The sequence below is a fragment of the Lacrimispora sphenoides JCM 1415 genome (assembly GCF_900105615.1).
Lineage (GTDB): Bacteria > Bacillota > Clostridia > Lachnospirales > Lachnospiraceae > Lacrimispora > Lacrimispora sphenoides.
Window position 1 is genome coordinate 667,436 of record NZ_LT630003.1, and the last position, 15,702, is coordinate 683,137.

Here is a 15,702-nt window from a genome sequence, read left to right on the forward strand (position 1 = left end):
AACAGGAGACAGGGCGATGAAAGTAAAAGATTTGTTAAGTGCTGCTGTGGCGCAGAAAGCATCGGATATTTTCCTGGTGCCAGGTATGCCGTTTTCATATAAAATAGGAAGCAGGATCATAAATCAGAATGAAGAAAAGCTATCTTCGGCTCAAATGGAGGTATTGATCACTGAATTGTATGAGTTGGCGGGAAACAGAACCATGGAGAAGGTGCGGGAGCATGGGGATGATGATTTTTCCTTTGCCCTTCCCGGGGTTTCCAGGTTTCGTTCCAGCATATTCCGTCAGAGAGGTTCCCTTGCAGCGGTGATCCGGGTGGTGACCTTTGAACTGCCTGATTACAGAACGCTTCATATTCCTGAGGTTGTTATGGAGGTTGCCAGGATGACAAAGGGATTTGTCCTGGTCACAGGGCCGGCGGGAAGCGGTAAGACTACCACTCTGGCCTGTATCATTGACAAGATCAATAATACCCGCAACTCCCATGTGATCACTTTGGAAGATCCTCTTGAATATCTGCACCGCCATAAGAAGAGCGTGGTGACTCAGAGGGAGGTAACCACAGACACGGACAGCTATGTGACCGGCCTTCGGGCGGCTCTGCGCCAGGCTCCGGATGTGATCCTTGTGGGTGAGATGAGGGATTATGAAACCATACGGATCGCTATGACAGCAGCAGAAACCGGTCATCTGGTGATTTCAACCCTGCATACGGTGGGAGCGGCCAATACCATTGACCGCATCATTGATAACTTCCCGCCAAACCAGCAGCAGCAGATCCGGATGCAGCTTTCCATGGTAGTTCAGGCCGTGGTCTCCCAGCAGCTGATCCCTGCTGTGGATGGAAGTGTCTATCCGGCATTTGAAATTATGTTTTTCAATAATGCCATCCGGAATATGATCCGCGAGTCCAAAACCCATCAGATTGATTCTGTAATCGCCACCGGCCAGGGAGAAGGTATGATTTCCATGGATACCAGTATATTAAATTTATATAAAGAAGGAAAGATCACAAGAGAAAACGCCATCATCTACAGCGGAAACAGTGAATTGATGGCAAAAAAAATCGATCGTGGACTGTAAGAGTGCATAGTTTGCATTTCAGGCAGATACACTATCCCTAACAATGAGAGGAGAGTGGCCGGATTATGAGAACAGATAAAAGAAAAATTGTATTAGTCGGTACAGGCATGGTCGGAATGAGTTATGCCTATTCCCTTTTGAACCAGGGAGTTTGCGATGAACTTGTTTTGATTGACATCAACCGGAAAAGAGCGGAGGGCGAGGCAATGGACTTAAACCATGGACTTGCTTTTTCAGCATCCCATATGAAGATTTATGCAGGAGAATACAAAGACTGCTCGGATGCGGACATTGTTGTGATCTGCGCTGGGGTAGCCCAGAAGTCCGGCGAGACAAGGCTTGATTTGCTAAAGCGTAATGCAGCCGTATTCCGGTCCATTGTGCAGCCGGTAACGGAATCGGGCTTTAACGGGGTTTTCCTGGTGGCGACTAATCCGGTGGATATCATGACAAGAATTACCTATTCGTTGTCAGGCTTTAATCCCAAGCGGGTGATTGGAAGCGGCACGACTCTCGATACTGCCAGGCTCCGTTATTTGTTAGGGGATTCCTTGCGGGTAGATCCAAGAAATGTCCATGCCTATGTCATGGGAGAGCACGGAGACAGTGAGTTTGTGCCCTGGAGCCAGGCCATGATCGCCACAAAGCCCATTCTGTCCCTTTGCGAAGAGGAGGGCATGGTATGCAGGAGTGAACTGGAACGGATCGAAGACGAGGTCCGGGGAGCCGCTTACCGGATCATTGAGGCCAAGCAGGCCACTTATTATGGGATCGGCATGGCACTCACCAGGATCACCAGGGCTATCCTCGGGGATGAAAACAGCGTTTTTACGGTATCTGCTATGCTGAGGGGAGAATATGGGCAGTCTGAGGTATATGCAGGAGTCCCCTGTATCATCAATAAAAACGGGATTCAGAGGATCATTTCCCTGTCATTAACGGATGAAGAGATGAAACAGTTTCAAAATTCGTGTGATACCCTTCGTGATAGTTTTGATGGCATATTATAAGAAATGGCGGAAGAGAATAGGAAACTTAGAATCCGGTTTCCTGCTCTCTTCCTGGTTTGTGAATCCTGAAATAAGAATGAATTTTGTGGTAAAAATCTGTAGTTTTACCTAATTTATGTATTTTAGTAAAAAATTAAAATAATCGTTGACAAACAGATTTCTCCATGCTATGATATACGAGGTTCAGCGATGAACGAAAAAAGATGCTGATGTGGCACAGGTGGTAGCGCACCTCATTGGTAGTGAGGAGGTCACGGGTCCGAGTCCCGTCATCAGCTCTGAAAACAAACGGGAAGTCTTAATAAAGAGGCTTCCCGTTTTTGTCATATACAGAGATTGAAAGAAAGATATCTATCAGCATTAAGCTTATAAACAGCGTACAGATATTGATGAAAAGGAGGCACATTAATATGGCAAAACATAAAAAGAAACGAAAAAGTCCATGGTCCATATTCTTTCGGCCCATTAAAGTCATTCTTTTCGTATTTCTGGGAGTCATGGTTTTAGGATGCCTTGCCGGCGGCATTGTATTCTTAAAATATCAGAATGAGATTATGGCCTGCAAAGAAAAAGCGGATACCATTATAAGCAAGACGGTCAAGACTGATTTTTCCCAGCCAACGGATACGAGAATCTATGATTCTGCCGGAACTTTGATCGGAACTATCAATTCCGGTCACTATGAATATGTCCCGATTTCAGGGATCAGCAAGAATCTTCAGAATGCCTATGTAGCCCAGGAGGACAGAAGATTTTATAAGCATCATGGCATCGACTACAAGGGGTTAATGCGTGCAGGTGTCGTATACTTAAAAAACAAAGGGAAAGCCACCCAGGGAGGAAGCACCATCACCCAGCAGGTGATTAAGAATACCTATCTGACCCAGGAGAAGACGATCCAGAGAAAGCTGACCGAATTTTTTGCAGCCCCGCGCATGGAGGATAAGTATTCCAAGTCAGACATCCTGGAATTTTACTGCAATACCAATTTCTTTGCCAACCGGTGTTACGGCGTATCAGAGGCCAGCCGCTATTATTTTGATAAGGAAGCAAAGGATTTAACCGTGTGGGAGGCGGCTACCTTAGCGGGAATCAGCAATAATCCGTCAAGGTATGATCCGGTGGCCCATCCGGAAAACGCAACGTGGAAGAGGAACCAGATCATCGATAATATGGCTCTCTGTAAGTTTATTACGGAAGAGGAAAAGGAAAACGCCAAGGCCCAGCCTTTGACAGTTGCTAAGATCTATGAGCCGGGAACAAAGGAAAATTATCTGACAAGCTATGCCATACACTGCGCTGCTTTGGAATTAATGAAGAACGAAGATTTTGTTTTCCAGTATGTTTTTAATAACCAGGCTTCTTATGAATCTTATAGAGAACAGTACCAGGAACTTTATCAGGCAAAGAGTGATATGATCCGAAACGGAGGCTTTGAAATACATACCAGCCTGGAGACACCTATCCAGAACTCCTTGCAGGAGATTATTGACAACCGGCTGAAAGGCTTTAAGGATCTGCAGGAGAATGGGAAATTCGCCTTACAGGGGGCAGCGGTATGCATTGACAACCAGACCGGATATGTGGTGGCAATTGTGGGCGGCCGGGGTACGGATGATGAGTACAACCGGGGATTCCTAAGCAAGCGTCAGCCAGGATCTACCATAAAGCCGCTGATCGATTATGCTCCTGCCTTTGAAACTGGATATTATTATCCCTCCAGGCTGGTGAATGACCATCTGTTTGATAAAGGGCCCAAAAACAGCGGAGGAAAATATTTTGGCAATATTTCCGTAAGAGAGGCATTGAACCGAAGTCTTAATACGGTGGCCTGGCAGGTGCTGGGAGACATCGGCGTTGACAAAGGCATAAGCTATCTGGGAAAGATGCATTTTGCAGGTATAAGCTATATGGATAACGGAAACAGCAGTATGAGCATCGGAGGCTTTACCGAAGGCGCCAGAGTGGTGGATATGGCAAGGGGATACTCCGTTTTGGCGAACAAAGGGCTGTACAGCAATAAAACATGTATCGTCAGCTTAGAAAGCCAGTATGACGGCGAGATATACAATGGAAACCAGGCGGATGAAAGAATATTTACGGAAGATACCGCTTACATGATCACCGATGTGTTAAAGGGTACTCTGGATAAGCCTTACGGAACAGGCAATGGCCTGGGTCTTGGAGTTCCGGCTGCTGGAAAGACCGGAACCACCAACAGCAATAAAGATACCTGGTTTTGCGGGTATACAAAGCATTATACAACAGCTGTCTGGGTAGGATATGACACTCCAAAGGCTATGCCAGGAGTTTACGGTAAAACCTATTCGGGAAAGATCTGGCAGGAATTTATGGCAGGAATAAACGATGGGCTTCCGGTTCTGGATTGGGATATGCCGGCAACCGTTTCCCTTAAGAATGTGGATTCCACAGGGGAAAAAACCGACGCTGAAACAGGAAGGAAGGATCTGTTTTCTTCTGTTGCAGAACAAACGGCCAAAGCCAATGGAAGTAAATGGAAGGAAGAGGAAGAACGTAAAAAGCTGGAGGCCCAGGCCCAGAGAGAGCAAGATGCTTCCAAAGAAGCCAGGCAGGCGGTGGAGCAGACAGTTTCTGCCCTTCAGTCCCTGATCGGAGAACTATCTGCACTGAGCCACAGGGACAGCTCTACTGATGAAACCATAAGCACTGCTTACACCCTTTTAGACCAGCTGGCTGGCACCGAATATTATGATGGGTTGAAGACTCAGCTTGATGAGGCGGCAAGCCATGCCTCATCCCTGCCCTGGCAGGAGGATTCTTCCGGGAAGCCCCAGGAGATCGGTCCGGGAGTCACCAAGCCGAAGGAAACGGTTCCTCCGGTTTTTCCTGGGGATATGGATTCAGATGAGGATTATGCCCCCGGCTTTGGTCCGGGAGGCCCTGATTCCGGTGCACAGGCAGTAGGGCCGGGTATGGAATAAGAGAGAAGGACAGGTTAGGGCTTGCTTTTTATCATGTCAGCTGTTATCCTTAATTAAGAAAATCATTCAGGAAAGGAAGTGAACCAGAGTGGAAGGTCGGAGTCAGACGATGGAAGCAGACAATGATCATAGGCGTAAGGCAGTGAGGGCAGAATCCTGTACTTCGGGTCTGCTCTGGATTCGCTGCCGTTAAAAGAGTACGATTCTTTGCGTTTATGATAGCCATGAATTACAGGCAGCCCTGTAATTCTGGCTATTTTGCGTTGCAGGAAACTGCCTGCATGGCAGAATTTGTTTTGCTTCCATATAGCCGAGACGGAAAAACAGGTTCATGTGGAGGAAGAGTGAGATGCAGGAGAATTACAATGTGGAAGAACTGATGGAGCTGGCTGACAGCCGTCAGTTTAGAAAACTGAAGGATGTGCTGATGGAATACAATGAAGTAGATATTGCAGCTTTCATTGAAGCATTGGATTCAGAAAAAACAGTGGTGGTGTTCCGGATGCTTCCCAAGGGGCTGGCAAGTGATGTGTTCGCATGCCTGGAGGTGGAGAAGCAGGAACACATTATAAACAGCATGACTGATCATGAATTGGGAACAATTGTAGAAGATCTGTTTGTGGATGATGCGGTGGACATGCTGGAGGAACTGCCGGCCAGCGTGGTAAAAAGGGTTCTGCGAAATGCGACCCCTGATACCAGAAAGCTGATCAACCAGTTTTTAAACTATCCGGAAAACAGCGCCGGAAGCATTATGACGGCTGAGTATGTGGGGCTTAAAAAGGCCATGACCGTGGCGCAGGCCTTTGACTATATCAGGCTGCATGGAGTGGATAAAGAAACCATTTACACCTGCTATGTGATGGATGCCACGAGAAGGCTGGAGGGAGTGGTCACGGTCAAGGATCTTTTAATGAATCCCTACGAGGTTGCCATCGGTGATATCATGGATACCCATGTTATAAAGGCGGTCACGACAGAAGACCAGGAGGCCGTTGCGGACAGCTTTCGAAGATACGGCCTTTTAAGTCTCCCTGTAGTGGATCATGAAGACCGCCTGGTGGGAATCGTTACCGTCGATGACGTTGTGGATGTTATGGAGCAGGAAGCCACGGAGGACTTTGAAAAGATGGCGGCCATGATTCCCAGTGAAAAGCCGTATTTAAAAACCAGCGTGTTCCAGCTGGCGAAAAACAGAATCATGTGGCTTCTTGTACTGATGATCAGCAGCATGGTGACCGGCGGGATCCTGGCCAGATATGAATCGGCCTTTGCAGTGATTCCTCTGCTCGTGACCTTTATTCCCATGCTTACGGATACAGGCGGCAACGCGGGAAGCCAGAGCAGTACCATGATCATCAGAGGAATGGCAGTGGGAGAGATAGAAACAAAAGATTTTTTCCGGGTGATCTTTAAAGAGTTTAAGGTAGCCATCCTTGTGGGTCTGATACTGGGACTTGTGAATTATGTCCGTCTGATCCTCCTTTATCCTGGGCAGCAGATGCTTTGTCTGACAGTAATGCTCAGCCTTTTGATCACAGTCATTGTGGCAAAAACCATCGGCGGAATTCTTCCCATTGCAGCCAAGGTGTTTCATATGGATCCGGCTATTATGGCGGCTCCCCTTATTACCACAATCGTGGATGCGGTCAGCCTGATCATATATTTCCGGCTGGCCTGCAAGCTTCTGGGATTATAATTGCTTTGGAAAATTACGCCAAATCATTGTTTTTTCCAGTGGTTCGTTATATAATGGACTACGTGGCTTTGGCGTAACTTCCTTTAACCGGCCCAAACGAGAAAGAAGATATAGGAGTGTGTTCACAATGAGTAAAATAAGAACAAGATACGCACCGAGTCCTACGGGCCGTATGCACGTAGGAAATTTAAGAACTGCATTGTATGCTTATCTGATTGCTAAACATGAGGGCGGCGATTTCCTTCTCCGCATTGAAGATACAGATCAGGAACGGTATGTGGAAGGTGCTGTCGAGATCATTTATAGAACCTTAAAAGAAACCGGGCTTATCCATGACGAAGGTCCGGACAAGGATGGCGGCGTAGGCCCCTATGTACAGAGTGAGCGCCAGGCTTCCGGTATTTATTTGGAATATGCGAAAAAGCTTGTAGAAAAAGGGGAGGCTTATTACTGCTTCTGTACTCAGGAGAGGCTGGATTCCCTTAAAAAGACCGTGGATGGCCAGGAGATCATGACTTATGATAAGCATTGCCTCTATCTTTCCAAAGAAGAGGTAGAAGCCAATCTGGCGGCAGGTATGCCTTATGTCATCCGACAGAACAATCCGACAGAAGGAATGACTTCCTTCCATGATGAAATATACGGAGACATTTCCGTGGATAACTCAGAGTTAGATGATATGGTACTCATCAAATCCGACGGATATCCAACATATAATTTTGCAAACGTGGTAGATGATCATCTCATGGGAATTACCCATGTAGTGAGAGGGAACGAATATCTGTCCTCTTCTCCAAAGTATAACCGTCTTTATGCAGCATTTGGCTGGGACGTTCCGGTATATGTACACTGTCCGCTGATTACCAACGAGGAGCACAAGAAGCTGAGTAAAAGAAGCGGCCATTCCTCTTATGAGGATCTGATCATGCAGGGCTTCATTTCTGAGGCTGTTGTGAATTACGTTGCTCTTCTGGGCTGGTCCCCGGTGGGCAACCAGGAGATTTTCTCCCTGGATGATCTGATAAAGGAATTTGACTTCCACAATATCAGCAAATCCCCGGCAGTCTTCGATATGACCAAGCTGCGGTGGATGAACAGTGAATATATGAAATCCATGGACTTTGAGCGGTTCTACCAGCTGGCAGAGCCTTATCTGAAGGCTGTTATTAAGAAGGATATGGACTTAAAGAAGATCGCAGCTATGGTTAAAACAAGAATTGAAGTTTTTCCGGATATTGCAGACCATATTGATTTCTTTGAGACTTTGCCGGAATACGATACAGCCATGTACACCAATAAGAAGATGAAGACAGGCAGCGAAACCTCCCTTGACTTATTGCAGGATATGCTTCCGATTCTGGAAGCTCAGGAGGATTACAGCAATGATGCGCTGTATGAAACGCTTTCAAAGTATGTTTCCGAAAAAGGGTATAAAACCGGTTTTGTTATGTGGCCCATCCGCACCGCAGTTTCAGGAAAGCAGATGACTCCCGCAGGCGCTACCGAGATTATGGAGGTCCTTGGAAAAGAGGAGACCCTTATGAGAATAAGAAAGGGAATCCAGCTTTTAAGCAATGGAGCGTGTTAAATGATAATTGCAGAAGCAGAGGCTCCGGATGTGACCGGGCCTCTGCTTTTGTTTTGACTTGACGGGACGATCCGCCAAACTGATGACTGGAATCCTGCTTAAGGCATGATTCCCAAAACGGAGGAAAACATGAAGGAACAGGTCACATATGAGGGAGCCCAGAAGGAGGCAATCCTTCACCACAAAGGTCCCATGCTGGTCCTCGCCGGGCCAGGTTCAGGAAAGACCTTTACCATCACCCACCGGATATGCCATTTAATAGAGACATACGGTGTGGATCCGTCAAATATCCTGGTCATCACCTTTACAAAAGCAGCTGCCAGGGAGATGAAGGAACGTTTTGAAAGCCTTGTGGACGGCAGGCCGTCTGCAATCAGCTTTGGAACCTTTCATGCCATATTTTTCCGGATCCTTAAGTTTGCCTACCGGTATGATGCCAGAAGCATTGTTAGGGAGGAGCAGAAGATCCAGTATATAAAGGAGGCCATGGATAAGAACCAGGTAGAGGTGGAGGATGAGGCGGAATTCGTGACTTCCATCCTGTCGGAAATCAGCTCTGTAAAAGGCGAGATGATTGACTTGGATCACTACTATTCCAAAAACTGCTCTGAAGAAATATTCAAACAGCTTTATCTTACGTATGAGGACCGGCTTCGTAAGGCCAATCTCATTGATTTTGACGATATGATGGTGATGTGTTATGAATTATTTGTCCAGAGGAAGGACATCCTGGAAGCATGGCAGAAAAAGTACCAGTATATCCTGGTGGATGAGTTTCAGGATATTAACCGGGTACAGTATGAAATTGTCCGGATGCTGGCTGCGCCGGAAAACAACCTGTTTATCGTAGGGGATGATGACCAGTCCATCTATCGTTTCCGGGGAGCAAAACCGGAAATTATGCTGGGCTTTGAAAAGGATTACCAGGGAGCAAAAAAGGTTCTTTTAAATATCAATTTCCGAAGTACCAGAGAAATTGTGGAGTCTGCCGGAAAGCTGATCGCTCACAATGAGATGCGGTTTCCCAAAAAGATCATCACAAAAAAAGGACGTGGAAAGCCGGTTGTTACAAGAGTATGGCAGGATCCGCAGGAGGAAACTTTAGAGATTGTTCAGGAAATCATGGCTTATGCAAAGGCCGGGTTTGCCTGGCAGGAGATTGCGGTCCTTTACCGGACGAATCTGGGCCCCAGGCTCCTAATCGAAAAGTTCATGGAATATAACATCCCCTTCTCCATGAAGGATTCCGTCCCCAACCTATACGACCATTGGATTGCAAAAAATATAATTTCCTATATCCAGGCAGCGTCCGGAGATTTATCCAGGGCCAATGTGCTCCAGATCGTCAACCGGCCGAATCGCTATATCAGCCGGGATGCGGTGGAAAATAATCCGGTGAACTGGGAATCGGTAAAATCCTTTTATCAGGACAGGGGCTGGATGGTGGAGCGGATCGAACAGCTGGAATACGATTTAAAGATGATAAGAAATATGGCGCCTGTGGCTGCTGTAAACTATATCAGGAAAGCGGTGGGATATGACGATTACATTCGGGAATACGCCCAGTACCGGAGGATGAAGCCGGAGGAGCTTTTAGAGGTGCTGGATCAGCTTCAGGAGAGCGCAGCCGGTTATCCCACTGCAGAGGAATGGTTCCGTCATATGAAGGAATATGGAGAGGAATTAAAAACTCAGGCCCAGTTAAGGGAAGGAAATTCCCAGGGAGTCGCCCTTATGACCATGCACAGCTCCAAGGGCCTGGAATACCGGATCGTCTACATACTGGATGCCAATGAAGGCGTGACGCCTCACCAGAAGGCAGTACTCCCTGCCGATTTGGAAGAGGAGCGCCGGATGTTTTACGTGGCCATGACAAGGTCTAAGGAACGGCTTCACGTCAATTATGTGCGGGAGAGATACAGCAAAAAGCAGGAAGTTTCCCGTTTTGTCCGGGAATATCTGGAACGGGAATGACCGGGGCAATAATAAGGAAACACCCTGCGGGTATACCTTTATCCCCTGAAAGAATGGGGAATAATAAGGAAAGGAGAATGAAATATGAAATCCTGTGTACACATATACTGTGGGGACGGAAAGGGAAAAACCACAGCTGCCATAGGACTGGCTGTGCGTGCCTGCGGCAGCGGGAAACGGGTTCTCATTACCCGTTTCTTAAAAACCGATCATTCCGGTGAAGTGAATGCATTATGCGGGCTTGACCGTATTACGGTAACACCCTGTGAGCGAAGCTTTGGCTTTTTTTCCAGAATGTCTCCTGAACAGAAAAAGGAAGCGGGGATCTACTATTCCCAGTTATTGGAAACGACCCTGAATAAGGCGGTGAAGGAGAAGTATGATCTGCTCATCCTTGATGAAATCATGGCCGTATGCAATTTTGGCCTTGTAGAGGAAACTAGGGTTTTGGAGTTTCTTTCTGTACGTCCTGAGGGACTTGAAGTGGTTCTCACAGGAAGAGAACCTTCAGAAAAGCTTGTAGAAATGGCGGATTATGTGTCGGAAATCAGAAAGGTAAAGCATCCATACGACAGAGGTATTTCAGCAAGGCAGGGAATTGAATATTAACGGTAAAATCCCTTGATTTTTGCCGGATAGTTTGATAGAGTGGAAGCAGGCGACAGATGCGCCGTACAACTAGATTAAAAAAAGAGAGGTATCAGAATGGCACAGGATCCTAATTTAGAGCGGGATGATATGGAACCCCAGGAGGAAATGACAGTTACACTGACCCTGGATGACGGATCAGAGCTGGAATGCGTAGTACTTACCATTTTCACAGCAGGCGAAAGAGATTATATTGCGTTGCTTCCTATGAATGGCCCTGAGGAGGAAGAGGGAGAAGTTTATCTGTACCGTTATTCTGAGAAGGAAGATGGGCAGCCAAATCTTGAAAATATCGAAGATGACGATGAATATGAGATCGTTGCGGAAGCCTTTGACGAATTACTGGACGAAGCGGAATATGATGAGCTGGTAGGCGAAGACGAAGAATAGACAGAGGAAAAACCGGGGCGGTCCTAATAAGGACTGGTCCCGGTTTTAAGATTTATCAGGAATATGTGATTTTGAAACCTTACATATCATAGACACTACAAATAATAGAAGCATATACAGCGAGTATTGCAATCTATCAAAGCTGCATTCTATATACTACTATAATTGTATCTATGGAAGTGAGGGATAGCTGTATGGACAACGAGGCGGTACTTAAGAAAATCGAGGAAATCAACAGAAGCAAAGAGTGGTCTATGTACAGGTTATCAAAAGAAAGCGGGATCGCTCAGTCTACATTGTCCAGTTTATTTGGAAGAAGAGCCAATATCAGCCTGCCGAAGCTGGGCAGGATCTGCAGGGCGTATGGCCTTAAAATGTCGGATTTTTTTTCCCTTTTAGAGGAAGAGGCAGAAGACGGGGAATCTGGCCAGAATGATTATGAAATCATTGAGATGGTGCAGAAGGCGGCGATGCTGTCAAAGAATGACAGGCGGCTTTTAAGGTCTATGATTATTGTAATGGAAGAACTGGAAAGAGAAAATAGAAGCAAAGGAGAACGGTAATATGGAGAAAATTGTAGATGCCAGAGGCCTGACATGCCCCCAGCCGGTTATTAAGGCAAAAGAGGCATTAAAGGGTATGGAAAAGGGGTTATTAAAAGTCCTTGTGGACAATGAAATTGCAGTTCAGAATGTAATGAAGCTGGGGAATTATGAGGGTGTTTCTCCGGTTTCAGAGAAAAAAGCGGAAGGGGAATTTGAGATCCTGTTCCACGTAAACAGAGAATCCGGCGATACAGAAGAAACCGTAAAAGAGGAAGAATGCCTTCCCGATGCCAGAAAAAAAGGCCTTGTAGCGGTGCTTTCATCGGATCAGATGGGAGGAGGCAATGAAGAGCTTGGCCGAATTCTGATGAAGGGATTTGTTTATGCCCTTACCCAGCTGGAAGAACTCCCTGAAACGGTCCTGCTCTACAATGGAGGGGCCAGGTTATCCGTGGAAGGCTCCCAGTCACTGGAGGATTTAAAGAATTTAGAAGCACAGGGAGTAGAGATCCTTACCTGCGGAACCTGCTTAAATTATTATGAATTATCAGACAAGCTGAAGGTTGGCTCAGTAACCAATATGTATGAAATTGCAGAAAAAATGGCAGGAGCCCGTCTGGTGATCCGTCCTTAACCATCATCGGTTTCATGGGCAGGGGATATTTTTTATTGACAAAGCAGGGGTTTTCGTTTTATAATTCATTCAGTTATTTTTAAATCTGGCATGGCACCAGAAAAGTGGAAGTGCCCGTAAGAAAATTTCTTTCTTCCGGGCACTTTCCTTTTTTATCATATTTTATCATAATCGATCGTATCTCCACCTGTTTTTTGGGGTCAGGACCCTGCGGTAAAGCCTTTGGAGCAGAAAGGTACTGGAGAGGATGAAAAATATTTCCAGTACGGTACTCACGATTCCGGTCAGGAAAAATAAAAAAGCGGACAATACCGTAATCACCAGTAAGCAATGCAGATAGGGACGGTAAACCTCCTTATTCATGCAGTAAAGCTTCCAGACGATCATATACAGGCAGATAAGAAGAGAAATAGATGCTAAAAAGGATAAAATAACATGGAAGACCGCATGAAGAGGCTGTGAGTCCGGCAGATAAGGTGTAATGACTGCCAGAACCAGAAGCAAAAGGGCAGTGATGCTCATTACGGTTTCTTTTCTGTTTCGGGGAAGTCCGCTTATGATCCGTTTTAAAATGTAATAAAAGTACGTTCCTATGATGATACCCCATAGGAGAAACAGATTTTTTCTGGTGGATAAATTTCCCAATACGGAAAAATTTAATGCAAACCAGTCGGTTCCCCAGGCAAACAGAATGGTATATATGGGTATAATGAAGTAAGCAGTAATGGTTAATAGGGACATAAGGCACCTCCGGTCATTCGTCTCTTCCTAGTTTGGCACTTACTTCGGAAAATAATAATAAACAAGTATTATTTTTATATAAATTTAATTTCAGAGGAAAAACAATGATTCAATTACCGGATGAGTTCAGAGAAAAAATGAAACGGCTTTTAGGAGCGGAGTATGATTCTTTTATTGAAAGCTATGATAAGGAACGGGTACAGGGATTAAGGATAAATCCCTTAAAGATTTCCAGGGAGAAATTTGATGAGATCAGCCCATTTCATCTGGAAAAGATTCCATGGGCAGAAGAAGGGTATTACTACCAGCCGGCTGAGCGGCCGGGAAAGCATCCATACCATGAGGCAGGTCTTTATTATATTCAGGAGCCTAGCGCCATGGCCGTTGTGGAACTGTTAGATCCAAAGCCCGGAGAAAAGATCCTTGACTTATGCGCTGCCCCAGGAGGAAAAACCACTCATATTGCAGGGCGGATGCAGGGAAAAGGCTTCCTTCTAAGCAATGAGATCCATCCGGCCAGGGCAAGAATTCTTTCCCAAAACGTAGAACGCCTGGGAATCGGGAATGCGGTTGTGTCAAGCGAGGATTCCGGGAGCCTGTCTCATCGGTTTCCCGGTTTTTTTGACAGGATTGTGGTGGATGCTCCCTGTTCCGGGGAAGGCATGTTCCGCAAGGATGAGACGGCCAGACTTGAATGGACGCCCGGGCATGTAATAGCCTGCGCGGACCGTCAGGACGAGATCCTTTCCAATGCAGCGTTCATGTTAAAGCCCGGCGGAACCATCGTCTATTCCACCTGTACCTTTTCTCCGGAGGAGAATGAACAGGTCATCGAACGTTTTCTTTTTTCTCATCCCGATTTTTCCATCGCAGATAGAGGAACTCGTCCCGGGCTTTACCCGGGCCGTCGGTCATGGAGCAAATCCGGTATGGCAGAATTAGAAAAGACCTTCCGCATCTGGCCTGATAAGTCAGAAGGGGAAGGCCATTACCTGGCAGTATTAAAAAGGAGCGAAGATGGGATTTCTGAAAAAAAGCAGGCCAAACCGGAGTACTGCAGCGACAAATCCGTAATAAAAGAAGTAGAAATGTTTTTAAAAGACCTTCTGGTAAACCCTGCCCCATTGCTTCTTCGTAAAGAATATATTCTCTTTGGGGACCAGTTGTATCTGATCCCACCGGAAATGGTTGATTTTAAGGGAATGAAAATCATTCGTCCGGGGCTTCACCTTGGAACTGTGAAAAAGAACCGGTTTGAGCCCTCTCATGGTTTTGCCCTTTTCCTTAAAAAGGAAGAGGTAAACCGTTTCATCGATCTGCCGGCTGACGGAGAGGAAATTATAAAGTATTTAAAGGGAGAAACTCTGTCGGGAGAGACTTCCCTTTCTCTTGGCAATAAAAAAGGCTGGGTGCTTGTTAATACCGACGGATATTCCATCGGATTTGCCAAGCTGGCCGGGGGAATTCTTAAAAATCATTATCCCAAAGGCCTTCGGTGGATGTGATCCCAAGAAACTGCATGTCCTCAGGAAGAGGCGCCTCAAAAGAAAGAGGCTCCTTTTTGATTGGGTGAAGGAAATCCAGCCGGAAGGAATGCAGGGCCTGACGGGTAATGTAACGGTAGTCCGGATGATAGAGGAAATCTCCTGGCAGGGGATGTCCGATGGATTTTAAATGGACCCGGATCTGGTGGGTGCGGCCGGTTTCCAGGCAAAGACCTGCAAGGGAATGCCCTGTCGCAGGGTCATAATAAAGCCGTTTATAATGAGTGCGGGCCTCTTCTCCATTTATCGGGTCCACACACCGTTCAATGGTGGAACCGTCTACCCGGGCAATCGGAGCGTCGATGGTTCCTTCTAAAGGAAGCTCTCCCTGGACAACTGCAAGGTAACGGCGGCGGATCTCTCTTTTTTTCACCATATCCGAAAGAATGCAGGCGCTTAAAGGATTTTTTGCCACCACCAAAAGTCCGGTGGTATCCCGGTCAAGGCGGTTAATGGCCCGGTAGATAAAAGACTCATTCTTTTCCTCAAAATAATAGGCGATCCCGTTAGCAAGGGTATGATCAAAGTTCCCCTGGGACGGATGAATGGGGACACCGGCTTCCTTGTTAATGACCAGGATATGTTCATCCTCGTACTGGATATGGATCGGCATGGGTGTGGGAACAATATTCTTAGAACTTTCTTCTTCGCAGATAAATATGGATAAAAGCTCGCCAGGCTTAAGGGCGTGTGTTGTATAGACAGGCTCTCCTCCTACAGTGATTCCGTTTGATTGGTTCCGAAGCTGTCTTATGAGGCTCTGGGAGTATCCCAGATTTAATAAATACTGCTTTACAGTCATAGCTTCAAAGGTTTTTGTTATGGTATAATTCATAGTCATTTTCATAAACCGATTCTAACATGGCGGGTGGTGATTGACAA

The 15,702-nt window shown here is 46.3% G+C and carries 14 protein-coding genes and 1 tRNA gene; 12 read left to right on the forward strand and 3 right to left on the reverse strand.

What is annotated here, in order from left to right; all coding sequences use genetic code 11:
- Positions 1-16 precede the first annotated feature (16 nt).
- The 4 genes from BMX69_RS02940 to BMX69_RS02955 all read left to right on the forward strand — a co-directional run bounded on the left by BMX69_RS02940 (position 17) and on the right by BMX69_RS02955 (position 5,057).
- Positions 17-1,084 (forward strand): type IV pilus twitching motility protein PilT, encoded by a 1,068-nt coding sequence (locus tag BMX69_RS02940; protein WP_100041521.1) that lies wholly within the window; start codon positions 17-19, stop codon positions 1,082-1,084.
- 65 nt (positions 1,085-1,149) lie between these two features.
- A complete protein-coding gene (locus tag BMX69_RS02945; RefSeq protein ID WP_025232097.1) occupies positions 1,150-2,094 on the forward strand; it encodes an L-lactate dehydrogenase in 945 nt (314 codons plus the stop codon).
- Positions 2,095-2,299: 205 nt separating this feature from the next.
- A tRNA-Thr gene (locus BMX69_RS02950) sits at positions 2,300-2,372 on the forward strand.
- Positions 2,373-2,504: 132 nt separating this feature from the next.
- The gene (locus BMX69_RS02955) at positions 2,505-5,057 is read left to right on the forward strand and encodes a transglycosylase domain-containing protein (protein WP_100041522.1); all 2,553 of its coding nucleotides are present in this window, start codon (positions 2,505-2,507) and stop codon (positions 5,055-5,057) included.
- A gap of 49 nt (positions 5,058-5,106) precedes the next feature.
- On the opposite strand, the gene BMX69_RS24325 is transcribed toward BMX69_RS02955, so the two are convergent.
- Positions 5,107-5,283: a hypothetical protein gene (locus tag BMX69_RS24325; RefSeq protein ID WP_166433165.1), complete on the reverse strand. Its 177-nt coding sequence runs from the start codon at positions 5,281-5,283 to the stop codon at positions 5,107-5,109.
- 123 nt (positions 5,284-5,406) lie between these two features.
- On the opposite strand from BMX69_RS24325, the gene mgtE reads away from it, so the two are divergent.
- From mgtE to yedF, 7 genes are all read left to right on the forward strand, one after another.
- Positions 5,407-6,756, forward strand: coding sequence for a magnesium transporter (mgtE, locus tag BMX69_RS02960; RefSeq protein WP_100041523.1), 1,350 nt, complete (start codon positions 5,407-5,409; stop codon positions 6,754-6,756).
- A 127-nt stretch (positions 6,757-6,883) separates the two neighbouring features.
- The gene (gene gltX, locus BMX69_RS02965; RefSeq protein WP_054789826.1) at positions 6,884-8,344 is read left to right on the forward strand and encodes a glutamate--tRNA ligase; all 1,461 of its coding nucleotides are present in this window, start codon (positions 6,884-6,886) and stop codon (positions 8,342-8,344) included.
- Positions 8,345-8,473: 129 nt separating this feature from the next.
- Positions 8,474-10,318 (forward strand): ATP-dependent helicase, encoded by a 1,845-nt coding sequence (locus tag BMX69_RS02970; RefSeq protein ID WP_100041524.1) that lies wholly within the window; start codon positions 8,474-8,476, stop codon positions 10,316-10,318.
- A gap of 84 nt (positions 10,319-10,402) precedes the next feature.
- The gene (locus BMX69_RS02975; RefSeq protein WP_100041525.1) at positions 10,403-10,927 is read left to right on the forward strand and encodes a cob(I)yrinic acid a,c-diamide adenosyltransferase; all 525 of its coding nucleotides are present in this window, start codon (positions 10,403-10,405) and stop codon (positions 10,925-10,927) included.
- A gap of 96 nt (positions 10,928-11,023) precedes the next feature.
- Complete coding sequence (locus BMX69_RS02980) at positions 11,024-11,356, forward strand: DUF1292 domain-containing protein (RefSeq protein WP_054789827.1); 333 nt, start codon at positions 11,024-11,026, stop codon at positions 11,354-11,356.
- A gap of 173 nt (positions 11,357-11,529) precedes the next feature.
- Positions 11,530-11,919 carry a helix-turn-helix domain-containing protein gene (locus BMX69_RS02985; RefSeq protein WP_085961537.1) on the forward strand — a complete coding sequence of 130 codons (390 nt, stop codon included), beginning with the start codon at positions 11,530-11,532 and terminating at the stop codon, positions 11,917-11,919.
- A gap of 1 nt (position 11,920) precedes the next feature.
- Positions 11,921-12,535 carry a sulfurtransferase-like selenium metabolism protein YedF gene (gene yedF / locus BMX69_RS02990; RefSeq protein ID WP_025232105.1) on the forward strand — a complete coding sequence of 205 codons (615 nt, stop codon included), beginning with the start codon at positions 11,921-11,923 and terminating at the stop codon, positions 12,533-12,535.
- 165 nt (positions 12,536-12,700) lie between these two features.
- Here the strand turns inward: yedF and BMX69_RS02995 are convergent, their stop codons facing one another.
- Complete coding sequence (locus BMX69_RS02995) at positions 12,701-13,276, reverse strand: hypothetical protein (RefSeq protein WP_054789828.1); 576 nt, start codon at positions 13,274-13,276, stop codon at positions 12,701-12,703.
- Between the two features lie 104 nt (positions 13,277-13,380).
- On the opposite strand from BMX69_RS02995, the gene BMX69_RS03000 reads away from it, so the two are divergent.
- Entirely contained in the window at positions 13,381-14,781 is a 1,401-nt protein-coding gene (locus tag BMX69_RS03000; protein ID WP_174715197.1) for an RsmB/NOP family class I SAM-dependent RNA methyltransferase, read from the forward strand.
- Here the strand turns inward: BMX69_RS03000 and BMX69_RS03005 are convergent.
- Positions 14,744-15,667 (reverse strand): RluA family pseudouridine synthase, encoded by a 924-nt coding sequence (locus BMX69_RS03005; protein WP_100041526.1) that lies wholly within the window; start codon positions 15,665-15,667, stop codon positions 14,744-14,746. The genes BMX69_RS03000 and BMX69_RS03005 overlap by 38 nt on opposite strands.
- Between the last annotated feature and the right edge of the window lie 35 nt (positions 15,668-15,702).

Coding starts and splice junctions, on each gene's coding strand:
- mgtE (WP_100041523.1), top strand. CDS start 5,407: ATGCAGGAGAATTACAATGTGGAAGAACTGATGGAGCTGGCTGACAGC.
- BMX69_RS02955 (WP_100041522.1), top strand. CDS start 2,505: ATGGCAAAACATAAAAAGAAACGAAAAAGTCCATGGTCCATATTCTTT.
- BMX69_RS02945 (WP_025232097.1), top strand. CDS start 1,150: ATGAGAACAGATAAAAGAAAAATTGTATTAGTCGGTACAGGCATGGTC.
- yedF (WP_025232105.1), top strand. CDS start 11,921: ATGGAGAAAATTGTAGATGCCAGAGGCCTGACATGCCCCCAGCCGGTT.
- BMX69_RS02970 (WP_100041524.1), top strand. CDS start 8,474: ATGAAGGAACAGGTCACATATGAGGGAGCCCAGAAGGAGGCAATCCTT.
- BMX69_RS02975 (WP_100041525.1), top strand. CDS start 10,403: ATGAAATCCTGTGTACACATATACTGTGGGGACGGAAAGGGAAAAACC.
- gltX (WP_054789826.1), top strand. CDS start 6,884: ATGAGTAAAATAAGAACAAGATACGCACCGAGTCCTACGGGCCGTATG.
- BMX69_RS02985 (WP_085961537.1), top strand. CDS start 11,530: ATGGAAGTGAGGGATAGCTGTATGGACAACGAGGCGGTACTTAAGAAA.
- BMX69_RS02980 (WP_054789827.1), top strand. CDS start 11,024: ATGGCACAGGATCCTAATTTAGAGCGGGATGATATGGAACCCCAGGAG.
- BMX69_RS02995 (WP_054789828.1), bottom strand. CDS start 13,276: ATGTCCCTATTAACCATTACTGCTTACTTCATTATACCCATATATACC.
- BMX69_RS03005 (WP_100041526.1), bottom strand. CDS start 15,667: ATGAAAATGACTATGAATTATACCATAACAAAAACCTTTGAAGCTATG.
- BMX69_RS24325 (WP_166433165.1), bottom strand. CDS start 5,283: ATGGCTATCATAAACGCAAAGAATCGTACTCTTTTAACGGCAGCGAAT.
- BMX69_RS03000 (WP_174715197.1), top strand. CDS start 13,381: ATGATTCAATTACCGGATGAGTTCAGAGAAAAAATGAAACGGCTTTTA.
- BMX69_RS02940 (WP_100041521.1), top strand. CDS start 17: ATGAAAGTAAAAGATTTGTTAAGTGCTGCTGTGGCGCAGAAAGCATCG.